At 33.4% G+C, this 14,358-nt stretch carries 13 protein-coding genes; 10 read left to right on the forward strand and 3 right to left on the reverse strand.

Annotation, left to right across the window (positions count from 1 at the left end):
* The first annotated feature begins 8 nt into the window (after positions 1 to 8).
* Together ACFSR1_RS05195 and ACFSR1_RS05200 are read left to right on the forward strand one after the other, a co-directional pair.
* Positions 9 to 824, forward strand: coding sequence for a prohibitin family protein (locus ACFSR1_RS05195; protein WP_378290309.1), 816 nt, complete (start codon positions 9 to 11; stop codon positions 822 to 824).
* A 329-nt stretch (positions 825 to 1,153) separates the two neighbouring features.
* The gene (locus ACFSR1_RS05200) at positions 1,154 to 3,361 is read left to right on the forward strand and encodes a tetratricopeptide repeat-containing hybrid sensor histidine kinase/response regulator (protein WP_378290311.1); all 2,208 of its coding nucleotides are present in this window, start codon (positions 1,154 to 1,156) and stop codon (positions 3,359 to 3,361) included.
* Between the two features lie 43 nt (positions 3,362 to 3,404).
* Here the strand turns inward: ACFSR1_RS05200 and ACFSR1_RS05205 are convergent, their stop codons facing one another.
* The 3 genes from ACFSR1_RS05205 to ACFSR1_RS05215 form a co-directional block, all read right to left on the reverse strand.
* Positions 3,405 to 5,177, reverse strand: a complete 1,773-nt coding sequence (locus tag ACFSR1_RS05205) for a sodium:solute symporter family protein (RefSeq protein WP_378290313.1) — start codon at positions 5,175 to 5,177, stop codon at positions 3,405 to 3,407.
* Positions 5,178 to 5,294: 117 nt separating this feature from the next.
* Entirely contained in the window at positions 5,295 to 5,816 is a 522-nt protein-coding gene (locus ACFSR1_RS05210) for a hypothetical protein (RefSeq protein WP_378290315.1), read from the reverse strand.
* A 12-nt stretch (positions 5,817 to 5,828) separates the two neighbouring features.
* Positions 5,829 to 6,743, reverse strand: a complete 915-nt coding sequence (locus ACFSR1_RS05215; protein ID WP_378290317.1) for an OmpA family protein — start codon at positions 6,741 to 6,743, stop codon at positions 5,829 to 5,831.
* A 335-nt stretch (positions 6,744 to 7,078) separates the two neighbouring features.
* On the opposite strand from ACFSR1_RS05215, the gene hisG reads away from it, so the two are divergent.
* The 8 genes from hisG to hisA all read left to right on the forward strand — a co-directional run bounded on the left by hisG (position 7,079) and on the right by hisA (position 14,306).
* Positions 7,079 to 7,936: an ATP phosphoribosyltransferase gene (hisG, locus tag ACFSR1_RS05220; RefSeq protein WP_378290319.1), complete on the forward strand. Its 858-nt coding sequence runs from the start codon at positions 7,079 to 7,081 to the stop codon at positions 7,934 to 7,936.
* Between the two features lie 95 nt (positions 7,937 to 8,031).
* Positions 8,032 to 9,312, forward strand: a complete 1,281-nt coding sequence (hisD, locus tag ACFSR1_RS05225; protein ID WP_378290321.1) for a histidinol dehydrogenase — start codon at positions 8,032 to 8,034, stop codon at positions 9,310 to 9,312.
* 35 nt (positions 9,313 to 9,347) lie between these two features.
* The gene (locus tag ACFSR1_RS05230; protein WP_378290323.1) at positions 9,348 to 10,205 is read left to right on the forward strand and encodes a DUF3667 domain-containing protein; all 858 of its coding nucleotides are present in this window, start codon (positions 9,348 to 9,350) and stop codon (positions 10,203 to 10,205) included.
* A gap of 53 nt (positions 10,206 to 10,258) precedes the next feature.
* Entirely contained in the window at positions 10,259 to 11,308 is a 1,050-nt protein-coding gene (hisC, locus tag ACFSR1_RS05235; RefSeq protein WP_378290325.1) for a histidinol-phosphate transaminase, read from the forward strand.
* Between the two features lie 49 nt (positions 11,309 to 11,357).
* The gene (gene hisB / locus ACFSR1_RS05240; protein ID WP_378290327.1) at positions 11,358 to 12,500 is read left to right on the forward strand and encodes a bifunctional histidinol-phosphatase/imidazoleglycerol-phosphate dehydratase HisB; all 1,143 of its coding nucleotides are present in this window, start codon (positions 11,358 to 11,360) and stop codon (positions 12,498 to 12,500) included.
* A 73-nt stretch (positions 12,501 to 12,573) separates the two neighbouring features.
* On the forward strand, positions 12,574 to 13,161 hold the full coding sequence (gene hisH / locus ACFSR1_RS05245; RefSeq protein WP_378290329.1) for an imidazole glycerol phosphate synthase subunit HisH: 588 nt from the start codon (positions 12,574 to 12,576) through the stop codon (positions 13,159 to 13,161).
* Positions 13,162 to 13,191: 30 nt separating this feature from the next.
* Positions 13,192 to 13,533: a four helix bundle protein gene (locus ACFSR1_RS05250; protein ID WP_378290330.1), complete on the forward strand. Its 342-nt coding sequence runs from the start codon at positions 13,192 to 13,194 to the stop codon at positions 13,531 to 13,533.
* 41 nt (positions 13,534 to 13,574) lie between these two features.
* A complete protein-coding gene (gene hisA / locus ACFSR1_RS05255; RefSeq protein ID WP_378290332.1) occupies positions 13,575 to 14,306 on the forward strand; it encodes a 1-(5-phosphoribosyl)-5-[(5-phosphoribosylamino)methylideneamino]imidazole-4-carboxamide isomerase in 732 nt (243 codons plus the stop codon).
* The last annotated feature ends 52 nt before the right edge of the window (positions 14,307 to 14,358 follow it).

Consider the following 14,358-nt stretch of genomic DNA (forward strand, 5'->3'; position numbering starts at 1 on the left):
CATTTATCATGGAAAAATTACCTAAAATAGGGTTACCTATTCTTATTATTGTTGTACTTGCAATTGTATTTATTTCAAAATCTACGGTCACAATTGGATCTGGAGAAGCTGGAGTATTATATAAAACGTTTGGAGGCGGAGTTGTAACTGATGAACCCCCACTAGGAGAAGGTTTTCATCTAGTGTTACCTTGGGATAAAGTGATTGTGTACGAAGTAAGACAGCAAGAAGTTTTTGAAAAAATGCAAGTACTTTCTTCTAATGGTCTAGAGATAAAATTGGATGCGTCTGCTTGGTTTCAACCCCAGTATGAAAAATTAGGATTATTGCACCAACAAAAAGGAGAAAATTATGTACAAAGAATATTATTACCAACCATTAGATCCGCAGCGCGTAGTGTGGTAGGTAGATATACTCCGGAGCAATTGTATTCTAGTAAAAGAGATGTTATTCAGAAAGAGATTTTTGAAGAAACAAAAAAAATTGTGGGAGATCAATTTGTACAACTAAATGAAGTGTTGGTGCGTGATGTTACTTTACCACCAACTATTAAAGAAGCAATTGAACGTAAACTTAAGCAAGAACAAGAATCTTTGGAGTATGAGTTTAAATTGACCAAAGCACAAAAAGAGGCAGAGAGACAAAAGATTGATGCAGAAGGTAAAGCAGTTGCCAATCAAATTCTTAGTGCTTCTTTAACAGATAAGATTCTTAAGGAAAAAGGAATTCAAGCTACTTTAGAGTTAGCAAAATCTTCTAATGCAAAAGTAGTTATAGTAGGTTCAGGAAAAGACGGAATGCCGTTGATTTTAGGAAACCAATAGAAAAATAATCTAGTACGATACTTTTTAATGTAGCCATCCTGCAATGTTTTGTAGGATGGTTTTGTTTTTATCTACTGATTGTGAATAGAATAGCTTTTAGTGATAACTAAATATATTTCAGGTATGAATAGTTGAAAATCCTTTACAATATAACTGATATGAGGATGTAAATCATATCTAACTGTCTTGTTATGTTCTGATTAAACCATAAAAAAGAAAAGGTTTATCCTCCTTAATTTTAAAAAAAATGTATTTTTAGCTTCACTAATAATCACTTAGTCTTTTTTTAGAATATTCTTAGCGATAATTTTATTATACGAATACCCTATATGAACAAACGGGATACTACTTTGTCCAAAATCGATTACTTGCTCGAACAATCCTTTAAACTTAGGGTTAATAATCTAGAAGATAGTGTAAAGCTGGCTACAGAAGCATTAGGGTTAAGTGAAAAAATACTTGATAATAAATATATAGGAAAAAGTTTAAACATGCTTTCGCTATATAGCATGATTCGCGGAAACGGTAATGAAGCTTTATCTTTTGCTGAAAGAGCTATTCAATGTTTCGAATCTTTAGATGACGACAGAGGAGTAGCAGATGCTAAATATAGTATTGCAGGAATACATTATAAAACAAATAATTATCATCTTGGGATGATATATCTTATTGATGCCTTGGTTATTTATCAAAAATATGATGATTGGCATAATCAATCACGTACTCAAAAATCATTGGGTACTATTTATGAAATTTTAGGTGATGAAAACAATGCTTCTGAAGCATACAGAATAGCAATTGAAACGGCAAAAAAATGTCAAAATAAAAACCTGGAGTCAAACGTGTATAACCCTATGTCCGGGATTTTACTTAAAAAAGGTAAGCCTGGAGAAGCGATGGAGATTATAAAAAAATCAATAGCGCTTAAGCAGGAAACAAAAGATGATAGAGGACTCGCATTTGCCATTTATGGTCGTGGTAAAGTATACAGCTATAATAAAAAGTATGACGAGGCCAGTGCTGATTATCTTACAGCATTGAGTATTCACGAAAAATACAATGATGTTTTTGGTATAGGAATGACCAAACATAAATTGGCTCAATTATATCTGGAAATAGGAGAGAAAGAGAAAGCGAAGATCATACTGAAAGAGGTAGTAGCTTTTGGTGAAAGATATAACCTGTCTAGAACAAAGTTTAAAGCTAGCCATCTTCTTTATGAAATATATAGTAAAGAAAACAACCACAAAAAAGCCTTAAAATACCTCGAAAGCTATTTAATAGAAAAAGATGCCTCTGTCAATTCTCAGACAGTAAAGGTTATTGAGAATTATGAGCGTATTTCTAAAATGAAATATCAGCAACAAGAAGAAAACTTGAAACGAGAAAAAGAAGCAATCGTTATAAAGAAAAAACAAGCAGAAGAAACAGCAAATATGAGACAATCATTTCTTTCTGCTATGAGTCACGAGATAAGAACACCGCTAAATGCCGTAACTAGTATTATTTCAATGCTTAAAGAAAGAGCAGATGCAGATGAACAAAAACTGCTAACATCGTTACAATTTTCATCAAAGAATTTAATGCGTATTATCAATGATATTTTAGACTTTTCTAAACTGGATTCTGACAAAATGGAATTAGAAATGCATTCTACTAATTTCGAAGAGCTCATTAATAACATTCGAGAAACTTATTTAGGAATGGCTCTTGAAAAAGGCATTGAGTTAAACATTCAAATCGATGTGGCTTTGAGTAAATTCTATATGCTTGATGAAACGAAGCTATTTCAAATTTTGGGAAATCTCGTAAGTAATGCGATAAAATATACGAATAAGGGATTTGTATGTATTGATATTGAGTTAATATCTTCAATAGGAAATAAGGATACAATATCTTTTAGTATAAAAGATACTGGTGTTGGAATAGCTAAACAGGAACAAGCCAGACTCTTTGATAGTTTTTACATACCTTCAACGATTTCAACAAGAAATAATGGAGGTACAGGTTTAGGTCTTGCTATTGTTAAGAAAATTGTCGAATTATATGGTAGCAGTGTATTGTTAACCAGTGAAAAAGGAATAGGTTCAACCTTCCAATTTGAGTTAGTATTACAACGTTCAAAAGCAATTGTTCAGATCGATCAAAAGCAAACAAATCAACTAAAGGGTAAAACGGCAATCCTTGCAGAAGATAATGAGGTAAATGCTTTGGTAATGGGGCAGTTACTTAAAAAATGGGGTGTTAAAATAAACCGAGTAAAAAATGGACAAGATGCTATAGAGATTGCAAAAAAGGAAAAAGTTGACTTTATTTTAATGGATATTCATATGCCGGAATTAAATGGTTTTGATGCTGCTAAACAAATTAGAGGTTCTGTAAATGAGAATCAACATACACCTATATATGCTCTTACGGCAGATGTAACTGCGGTTAACAACGATGATTACTTAGCCTATTTTGATGGTTTTTTATGGAAACCTTTACAAATAGATAGGTTATTTGATACCTTGGTGAATAATAAAAAAGGTGATTAGTCTACAAAAGGTAAGAAAGACAAACCTATCATTTGATGAATACTTACTTTCTTCTAATTCTCATTAAAATTAATACAGCAGTAATAGTAACCGCAGAAAGAATCAATGCGCCAGTAATATTTCCGTATATAAAATATCCTGTTGCAAATAATGCACAATAGACTAACAATACTCCTAGAAGCATAGAAGCCAGATCAACGGTGAATTTATCCGTGCTTTTATCCAATGTAATATTAGTTTGTTCTAGTTTGGATTTAAAACCATTCCAGCCAATACCATATGGTTTTACTTTATTATAAAACTTGCTTAGCGTATCGTCATTCGTTGGTTTGGTGATTAATGTAGCAGAAATCCAACTAATCGTTGTAAAGATTACACCGATTACTAATTCTTGATATCCTTCTAACCGCGAACCAAAAACGGATTCGTGGGCAAATTCAAACCAAAGCGCAATCACAAAAGAAACAATCATACCTGTAATTTCGCTATAAGCATTGATACGCCACCAAAACCATCTCAGAATAAAAATTAACCCTGTTCCTGCTCCGATTTGTAAAAGAATATTAAACGTGCTTAATGCGCTTTCCAAAGCCAATGCCAGTAAAGCAGCAAAAAACATTAATCCTACTGTGCTTAAACGGCCAATATTCACCAATTTTTTTTCGCTTGCTTCTGGAGCAATAAATCGTTTATAAAAATCAATTGCAATATAAGATGATCCCCAATTTAAATGAGTAGAAATGGTACTCATAAATGCCGCTACTAATGATGCTGCAACAAGGCCTAATAAACCACTAGGTAGTTTCGTGAGCATGGCAGGATATGCTAAGTCGTGACCTACAATACTTGGATCAACGTTTGGAAATGCCTTTTGGATAGCTCCTAACTCCGGAAAAACTACCAAAGAAATTAGTGCAATTAATATCCAGGGCCAAGGTCTCAAAGCATAGTGTGCAATATTAAATAAAAGTGTAGCTCCTATCGCGTTTTTTTCATCTTTTGCAGAAAGCATTCGTTGTGCGATATATCCACCACCTCCAGGTTCTGCTCCGGGATACCAAACACTCCACCATTGAACAGCTAGTGGTATTACCAATAAAGGAATTAGAGTTTTAGTATCACTAAAATCAGGTAAAAAATTAAGTTTGTCACTAACATTCGCGTGTTCTAGTAGATTTGATAGCCCGCCAACTTCAGGAAGATTAATTAAATAATAAGCGGCCGCTATGGAACCGACCATCGCAACAATAAATTGTAAAAAATCAGTAAATATAACACCACGTAATCCTCCTAAAGCGCTATAAATAACAGTAATAATAGAAGCATATAAAACACATTGTAACGGAGGCAATCCAAAAAGTATACCTCCAATTTTAATCGCCGCCAAACAAACAGAAGCCATAATCATTACATTAAAAAACACTCCGAGGTAAATAGCTCTAAATCCTCTAAGAAAAGCTGCTGCTTTACCACTATATCTGATCTCATAAAATTCCAGATCTGTCAACACTTCTGATCTTCTCCATAATTTTGCATAGACAAAAACAGTAAGCATACCGGTAAGTAAGAAAGCCCACCAAACCCAATTACCGGAAATTCCATTCTGTCTTACGATGTCTGTTACCAGATTAGGTGTGTCTGCAGAAAATGTGGTCGCTACCATAGAAATCCCAAGTAGCCACCAAGGCATATTTCTTCCTGAAAGAAAGAATTCTTTAGCATTTTTACCGGATTTTTTAGAAACGGCAATTCCAATAATTGCAAAAATTATAAAAAAGGAGATAATAATGATCCAATCTAAGGTAGATAATGACATAAAACAGAAATTAGTTAGATTTCGTAAATCTAATACTTTTTTGTTATCTATCTAGATCAAAAAAATAGCCTTTATAAATACACTTCATAAAGGCTGTTTTAAAAGTTAGTGTTACTATTATTTGTTTTTCAGTTTTTCTGCCTGGGCGGTCCAGTTATCACGCTCAATACGACCAGGAAAGAACTGTATCAAGTCGGTTACGGTATCTATATCCTCTTTTGTGAACCTGCTTATTTGATCAAAAGTATATATACCAATACTGTTTAACTTCTTTTCGATAAAAGGTCCAACACCACTAATAAGTTTAAGATCATCCTTTTGGGATGCATCTGCTTTTCCAAAACTTTCAAAATTTAATTTAGGTTTTTCATCATCACCTTCAGGTTTTGTTTCCGTATCACCGGACGTAATAGCTTTTGCCGTATCGTTGGTGTCAATCGGAACTGTTGTGGTAAATGTGGTATTTGCCTTCTGAAACTTACCGTTTCTTAGTTTTTCCTTTTCTCTCAGGCATTGATCTAATTTTTCTTGATATTTATTTTTAAGGCTCCATCTAGATAAAAACCATCCTAATAAGAATGCAATTAATAATAATAATAGAAGGCACCACCAATTTGCTTCGTTTAAAAAATCTAACATAGTTGTAGTTATTTAGTTTACAATTATTTCTATTCTTCTGTTTTTTGCCCTGTTTTCTTCGGTATCATTTGGAGCAACCGGGCTTGATTCTCCTTTTGATTCTGCAGTTAGTTTTTGCAAAGCAATACCTTGAGAAGATAAATAGTTTTTAACATTTTCCGCTCTTTGTAGCCCAACAGATTGATTGGCCGCGTCATCACCAACATTATCCGTATGTCCCGTTATAAGCACTTTCTTGTCAGGATATTTAGTCAGATAGTTTTTGAGTTCTAATGCATAATTTTTTAACGTAGCATCGGGTTTGAAGTCTTTAGATCCGAAATCGGAGTATAAAGTTTTATTTGCTATTCCTTTTTCGACTTCTTTTAATCTGGATTCATCTATTTTGGCAAAATTCAGAAGAACACCTCCATTGTAATTTCCATCATTATCGTATTCATAAGTATATAATTTCGCTTTGGTTACTATGCGATCGCCATTGACACCAGCTTTTACTAATAAATCCTTTAAGTAATTCGCCCTAGAAAGCCCAAGTTCTTTTTGATCTGTTTTTTCAGAAGATGTTTCATATCCGTACACTACTAATTCCTGATCCTGATTTTGGCCAAGATAGCTTGCTATCTTAGTTTCAAAACCTTGAATACCATTTGGAATATAAATGTCGCCGTTGATAATATTGATTCTGAGATTTTCTGGATATCGAAACACATCTGCGTTTTGGACGTCCTTAGCATAAAAGCCATGAGCTAACGCGAGACTATCTTCGTAAGCCTTTTTGGCTTTTGCCTCGGTTTCGGGGTCAATAGATTCTTCCATAACAGAAGATCCCTCATTTCTATCTCCAAGACACCAATTGCAGGAGTAGTACCACCACATTCCCAGCAAGGCGAATAAGATAAAAATAAGGAACGAAATTAAATTTTTCATATGTTGATGATTAGTGTTGTTCTCTTAAAGTTATAAAAATGTTTTAATTAAATTATTATGATAGAGTGATTTATACCTTGAAAAAAGATGAATAGCAAAAATTTAAGCTGAAATACATTTCAGAAAAAAATATTTTTTATAAATTCGCACAGTATTTAAAAAGACAATGAAAAATATTCTTTTACATCATCATCATTCTTACATTTCCGCCCAGGCGTGGTAAGTTGATATGTGTATAAGTGAATCATATATAATAACCCGTTTGAGCATTTTCAAACGGGTTTTTTATTTTAAAGCTTGTTTTGAACTGACCAAACACAACAATAAAAAAGATAATGTCAAAAATTAAAATTGCTATTCAAAAGAGTGGAAGACTTAATGAGGATTCTGTTCAGATTTTAAAAGATTGTGGTATTTCAATCGATAACGGAAAAGACCAACTAAAAGCGGCTACCAGAAATTTTCCTATGGAGGTTATGTTCCTTCGTAATGGTGATATTCCTCAATACCTTAGAGATGGTGTGGTAGATATAGCAATCATTGGAGAGAATGTTTTGGTAGAAAAAGGTAAAGATATCGATATTGCAGAAAGATTGAATTTTTCTAAATGCAAAGTATCTCTCGCAGTACCGAAAGATGTGGAGTACAATTCTATCAAAGATCTTGATGGAAAAAGAATTGCTACTTCATATCCGAATACGGTCAATGAATACCTAAAAGAAAAAGGGATTTCTGCTGACTTACACCAGATTTCAGGATCTGTAGAAATTGCACCAAATATTGGTTTAGCTGATGCAATTTGTGATATTGTATCTAGTGGTAGCACTTTATTTAAGAACAACCTGAAAGAAGTTGAAGTAATGCTAACCTCAGAGGCTGTATTGGCAGTTTCGCCAGGTATTAGCAATGAGAATAAAGCAATCCTGAAAAAATTACAATTCAGAATACAAGCAGTATTAAAAGCAAGAGCTTCTAAATATGTATTGCTCAATGCTCCGAATGATAAAATTGACCGAATCGTGGATATTCTTCCGGGAATGCGAAGCCCAACTGTTCTCCCACTTGCAGAAAAAGGATGGAGCTCTATCCATACGGTGGTAGAAAAGAATAAGTTCTGGGATATTCTAGATGAACTAAAGGCTGAAGGAGCAGAAGGTATTTTGGTATGCCCAATCGAGAAAATGGTATTATGATTTTTGAAATACGAAATACGAATTACGATCTAATGAATAATTAAAATATATACCTAAGTTCCCTCTCCTTAGGGAGAGGGTTAGGGTGAAGGGTTATGAAAAAAATATACAATCCAGAAAGGAATACTTGGTCAGAAATTCTAAAACGACCTACACAAACGGTGGCAGATATTGAAGGTACTGTGTTGGATGTTTTTAAAGAAGTGAAAGCAGAAGGAAATAAAGCTATTAATCGATATACAAAGAAATTTGATAAGGTTTCCTTAGATTCGATATTAATCTCTGAAGAAGAAATCGATAAGGCTAAGCAATTAGTAAGTGAGGAGCTTAAAGAAGCTATTGTACTTGCCAAATCCAATATTGAAGCTTTTCATGCTGCGCAAAAAACCGATAGAATATCTGTGGAAACTACAAATGGAGTGAGTTGCTGGCAGGAAAAAAGACCCATACAAAAAGTAGGATTATATATTCCCGGCGGGACAGCACCATTATTTTCTACGATATTGATGCTGGCAGTTCCTGCAAATATTGCTGGTTGTGCCGAAATAGTTCTATGCTCTCCTCCTGATACAGAAGGAAAAATCAATCCGGCTATTTTATATACTGCGAATCTTTGTGGTGTAACTAAAATTTTTAAAGTTGGAGGAATCCAGGCGATTGCCGGAATGACGTTTGGGACAGAAACTATCCCACAAGTATATAAAATTTTTGGTCCAGGAAATCAATTTGTAACAGTAGCTAAACAATTAGCTACAAAATTTGGAGTTGCGATTGATATGCCAGCTGGACCAAGTGAATTATTGGTGGTTGCAGATGATACAGCAAATGCTTCTTTTGTAGCTTCAGACCTGCTAAGTCAGGCAGAACACGGTAAAGATAGTCAAGTGATTCTGGTATCTACTTCAAAAGAACTTATTTCAGCAGTAGAAAAAGAAGTAACGAGTCAATGTGATGTATTACCAAGAAAAGAAATTGCAGAGGCGGCTATTGCGAATTCTAAACTGATTTATGTCGAAAATGATAAAGAAGCATTGGAGTTAATCAACGAGTACGGTCCTGAACATTTTATTGTGTGTGTAGCGAATCAAGATTATTACATAGATAATATAATGAATGCAGGTTCTGTATTTATTGGTAATTACACTCCCGAAAGTGCTGGAGACTATGCCTCAGGTACGAATCATACACTACCAACTAATGGATATGCTAAACAATATAGCGGAGTAAATTTGGATAGTTTTATGAAATCTATGACATTTCAGAAAATATCAGAAGAAGGAATTAAAAGAATAGGGAATGCTATAGAAATCATGGCAGAAGCAGAAGGATTACAAGCACATAAAAATGCGGTTACCTTAAGATTAAATAGTTTGTAAGACTCGATATATTTTGATTAATAGAATGTGAAAGGATGAGTTGTAAAAATTGCCAATATAATATAACAGAAACAGCTTTTTACTGCCAAGATTGTGGTGCAAAAGTAGTTACAGAAAGACTTACGGTTAAAAGAATGTTTCTCGATTTCTTAGATAAAGTTTTTGGTTGGGATAATACGTATTTAAGAACCTTTAGAACAATGGCGGTAGCACCAGATAAAGTTGCTAAGGATTACATTGATGGGGTCAGAAAGAAGTTTATGCCTCCATTTACGTTTCTTTTAATTGGTCTTACTATTGCGACGCTCGTTTTTAATTCTTTTTCAGATAAGTATACCGAGTTTTCATCTGGAATGTTTGGTGAAAGTTTTTACCGAATACAATTTGATAGTGCTAAAGAAAAAAACGATTCCCTCAAAAATTTAGAAAGTGAAAATGAGCAGAAAGCATTTGAAGACTTTATGCAGGAGCAAATAGAGGGTCAGAAAAAGACGCAAGGTATGCTGCTAAAATATTTTAACCTTTCCGCTTTTCTATTAATGCCGGTGTATACTTTTATAGCATTTCTAGTTTTTGGAAGAAAGAAATACAACTTTGCAGAGCATTTGGTAATTAACTGTTATGTACAAGGATTATCAATGATGACAATTACTTTTTTGTTTATAATCGCATTAATGATTCACCCGTACATATTTACGTCAAATGTTTTAATTGCAATTTTTTATTATTCATTTACTTATAAAAGGTTATGTAATCTTTCATTAGGTAGAACCTTATGGAAATTTATAAAATTCTTATTAATCTTAATAATTACATTTATAATATTTATTCTGTCTATAGTAATTATAGGGATTATACTAGATAAAGTTTTCGGCATAAACTTGTTAAATTAAATTTATAGAATTAAATATGATATCCTGAAACAAGTTCAGGATGATAATAGAAAATGAACAAAATACAATTCAACATAGATAAAATAACACGTGAAAACGTAAAAGGATTAGAACCGTATTCTTCAGCACGGGATGAATACGTTTCTGATGGCTCCGAAATGATTTTTCTGGATGCTAACGAAAATCCTTATGACAACGGGGTAAATAGATATCCTGATCCGCAACAGCGCAGTTTAAAGTCTGTGTTGGTAAGTCAAAAAGGAGTTTCGCCACAAAATATACTTTTAGGAAATGGAAGTGATGAAGTATTAGATCTTTTGTTTAGAGCTTTTTGCGAACCAAATGTAGATAATATTATTACATTGCCGCCAACTTATGGAATGTACAAGGTATTAGCAAACATTAATAACATTGAGGAAAAAGAAGTGTTGCTAACCCAAAATTTTGAGCCAAATGTATCCGAGATTTTAGAAGCTGTGGATGCCACTACCAAAATTATCTTCTTGTGTTCTCCTAATAACCCAACCGGCAATTCTTTTTCAGAAGATAGTATTATCAAAATTCTAGAAAATTTTCAAGGGTTGGTTGTTATCGATGAAGCTTATATTGATTTTTCATCAAAAGAAAGTTGGATTAACAAAATCGAAACGTATCCAAATCTGATCATCACACAAACATTGTCTAAAGCATATGGTATGGCTGGTATCAGGTTAGGATTATGTTATGCTTCAGAAGATATCATCGCGATCCTGAACAAAATTAAACCTCCGTATAACGTTAATGAGCTTACCCAACAAAGAGCATTAGAAAGAGTAAAAAATGTAGATCAGGTAAAAGAAGAGGTGGCTAATATTTTAAAAGAAAGAAAAAAACTTACGACTGTATTGTCTGAGATTGATTTTATTGAAAAAATATATCCAACGGATGCGAATTTTATTTTAGTAAAAGTAGATAACGCCAATTTGAGATACGATCAATTATTAAAGAAAGGTATTGTTATACGTAACAGAACAACACAACCGCTTTGTGAAAACACTTTGCGACTTACCGTAGGAACAGAAATTGAAAATAACGAATTAATAAAAGCTTTAAAAGAATTATAAAAAAATCCTTATTTCTTCTGTTTGTAATGGAGGATTAGGGTAAGGGCTTATGAAAAAGAAAGTATTATTTATAGATCGAGACGGTACTTTGGTTTTGGAACCTCCCGTAGATTATCAATTGGACAGTTTAGAAAAACTGGAGTTTTATCCAAAGGTCTTTCAGTATATGGCTAAAATCGCTAATGAATTAGATTATGAATTGGTAATGGTCACTAATCAAGATGGATTAGGAACAGATTCCTTTCCGGAAGATACGTTTTGGCCAGCTCATAATAAAATAATGACTGCATTCGAAAGAGAAGGAGTAGTATTTAATGCGGTTCATATTGATAAAACATTTCCACACGAAAATGCAAATACTCGAAAACCTAGAACCGGTTTGTTAACTCAGTATTTTGATAAAGAAAAGTATGATCTGGAAAACTCATTTGTTTTAGGCGATCGAATAACGGATATGGAATTGGCAAAAAACCTTGGTGCTAAAGGGATCTTTTTGTATGAAAATCCACAACTGGGAGCAGATGAAATAGAGACTGATACAAATGCTATCGCTGAGAGTATCGCATTAAGATCTACAGATTGGAAAGAGATTTATGAATTTTTAAAATTGGAAGATCGAGTAGCTGAAATTACTAGAAATACAAACGAAACTAAGATCTTTATTAAACTTAATCTAGATGGTTCTGGTAAAAATGATATCTCTACAGGGTTACATTTTTTTGATCATATGTTAGATCAGATCGGGCGTCATGGTGCAATGGATTTAACTGTTCAAGTGGATGGAGATTTACACGTGGATGAGCATCATACAATAGAAGATACAATGATTGCATTGGGAGAATTGTTTCATAAAACCTTGGGTAATAAATTAGGAATCGAACGCTATGGCTTTTGTTTGCCTATGGATGATTGCTTAGCACAGGCTGCAGTTGATTTTGGAGGTCGTCCATGGTTGGTTTGGGATGCCGATTTTAAACGGGAGAAAATAGGCGATATGCCAACAGAAATGTTTTTCCACCTTTTTAAATCATTTACAGATGGAGCTAAGTGTAATTTAAATATTAAAGCAGAAGGAGATAACGAGCATCATAAAATAGAAGGTATCTTTAAAGCGTTTGCTAAAGCTATGAAGATGGCAGTGAAGAGAGATGCTAATAAAATGTTTTTACCAAGTACGAAAGGAATGCTTTAGTTAATTACGAATTAAGATAGACGAATTACGAATTAAGATCTCGTAAATCTGAAATCACAAACCTAAAATCAAATTGAAAATAGTAATCATAAATTACGGGGCAGGAAATATACAATCCATCAAATTCGCAATTCGACGATTAGGGTATGAAGCGATTTTAAGCGATGATCCTGAGGAAATCAAAGCTGCAGATAAAGTTATTTTTCCTGGTGTTGGTGAGGCAAGTAGTGCTATGAAAAAACTCAGAGCCTCAGGTTTAGATACATTAGTACCTCAATTAAAGCAACCTGTTTTAGGAATTTGTTTAGGGATGCAGTTGATGTGTAGCTACACAGAAGAAGGAGATACTGAAGGATTAGGGATTTTTCATACTGATGTAGTTCGATTTAATCACGGTGTAAAAGTCCCGCAAATAGGATGGAATCAGATTGAGTCATTAAAGTCTCCATTGTTTCAAGGGGTAAAAGAAAAAGAATATATCTATTTAGTACATAGCTATTACGCACCCGTAATGGAAGAAACTATTGCGCAATCAACTTATGGAGTTACTTATAGCACAGCCTTGCAAAAAGATAATTTCTATGGAACTCAGTTTCACCCTGAAAAGAGTAGCACAGTAGGAGAGAAAATTCTAAAGAATTTTTTAGAAATCGGAAATTAGAAAAACGAAATTTAGAAAATTATGAAAGATATGAAGCTAAGAACTAAGCAATTTACAATTGATTGTTGGAAATTATGTTCTCAATTGCCAAAAACTAGAGAGTATAATAATTTAGTATTTCAGTTGCTAAAGAGTTCAAGTTCTGTGGGAGCCAATTGGAGAGCATCACAAAGGCCAAAATCAACTGCTGATTTTATAAATAAGCTAAAGATTGTGGAGGAAGAAGCTGATGAATCCTGTTTTTGGTTAGAAATATTAATAGAAATTATGAACGATGATACTAGTGAAGCAAATCGCCTTTGGAAAGAATCCGATGAATTATTAAGAATTATTGTAGCGTCAATTAAAACAGCAAAAAATAAACCGAGTTAAAATATTTCGTATTTCAACTTTCTAAATTTCGTATTTAATACATGAGAATAATACCAGCAATAGATATCATAGACGGAAAATGCGTTCGCCTCTCCAAAGGAGATTATGATACTAAGAAAATATATAATGAAAACCCTTTAGAAGTTGCCAAGGAGTTTGAAGCACACGGAATTCAATATCTGCATTTGGTAGATTTAGATGGAGCAAAGTCCAAACATATTGTAAACCATAAGATATTAGAACAAATAGCGTCTAAAACAAGTTTAAAAATTGATTTTGGAGGTGGTTTAAAAACAGATGAAGATCTAAAAATAGCTTTCGATAGTGGAGCAAATCAAATAACTGGTGGTAGTATTGCTGTAAAGAATCCTGATATTTTTAAATCTTGGTTATCAAAGTTTGGTAACGATAAGATTATTTTGGGAGCAGATGCACAAAATGAAAAGATTGCTGTCAGTGGTTGGTTAGAAGAAAGCGATAAAGAGTTGATTCCTTTTGTTAAAGAATACCAGAAAGAAGGAATTTCATACGTAATCTGTACCGATATCAGTAAAGACGGAATGTTAGAAGGACCTTCGTTTGAGCTGTATAAAAAAATGTTGAAAGAAATAAAAGATATAAAACTAATTGCTTCTGGAGGCATTTCAACTTTTGATGAATTACCAAAATTGGCTGAGATTGGTTGTGAAGGAACAATTATCGGAAAAGCAATTTATGAAAACCGAATCAGTTTAAAACAATTAGAAAATTATATTAGTGAAACTGAATTTTAAGGAATTCAAGAACGGATTCAAAATTGTAAGCTGAACTAATACCGCTGCAGAG

It is taken from the genome of Aquimarina rubra (assembly GCF_042684305.1).
Taxonomy (GTDB): domain Bacteria; phylum Bacteroidota; class Bacteroidia; order Flavobacteriales; family Flavobacteriaceae; genus Aquimarina; species Aquimarina rubra.

Bases quoted from the DNA above. Each gene is read 5' to 3' on its own strand.
- ACFSR1_RS05195 (WP_378290309.1), top strand. From the start codon at position 9: ATGGAAAAATTACCTAAAATAGGGTTACCTATTCTTATTATTGTTGTA.
- ACFSR1_RS05200 (WP_378290311.1), top strand. From the start codon at position 1,154: ATGAACAAACGGGATACTACTTTGTCCAAAATCGATTACTTGCTCGAA.
- ACFSR1_RS05205 (WP_378290313.1), bottom strand. From the start codon at position 5,177: ATGTCATTATCTACCTTAGATTGGATCATTATTATCTCCTTTTTTATA.
- ACFSR1_RS05210 (WP_378290315.1), bottom strand. From the start codon at position 5,816: ATGTTAGATTTTTTAAACGAAGCAAATTGGTGGTGCCTTCTATTATTA.
- ACFSR1_RS05215 (WP_378290317.1), bottom strand. From the start codon at position 6,743: ATGAAAAATTTAATTTCGTTCCTTATTTTTATCTTATTCGCCTTGCTG.
- hisG (WP_378290319.1), top strand. From the start codon at position 7,079: ATGTCAAAAATTAAAATTGCTATTCAAAAGAGTGGAAGACTTAATGAG.
- hisD (WP_378290321.1), top strand. From the start codon at position 8,032: ATGAAAAAAATATACAATCCAGAAAGGAATACTTGGTCAGAAATTCTA.
- ACFSR1_RS05230 (WP_378290323.1), top strand. From the start codon at position 9,348: ATGAGTTGTAAAAATTGCCAATATAATATAACAGAAACAGCTTTTTAC.
- hisC (WP_378290325.1), top strand. From the start codon at position 10,259: ATGAACAAAATACAATTCAACATAGATAAAATAACACGTGAAAACGTA.
- hisB (WP_378290327.1), top strand. From the start codon at position 11,358: ATGAAAAAGAAAGTATTATTTATAGATCGAGACGGTACTTTGGTTTTG.
- ACFSR1_RS05250 (WP_378290330.1), top strand. From the start codon at position 13,192: ATGAAGCTAAGAACTAAGCAATTTACAATTGATTGTTGGAAATTATGT.
- hisA (WP_378290332.1), top strand. From the start codon at position 13,575: ATGAGAATAATACCAGCAATAGATATCATAGACGGAAAATGCGTTCGC.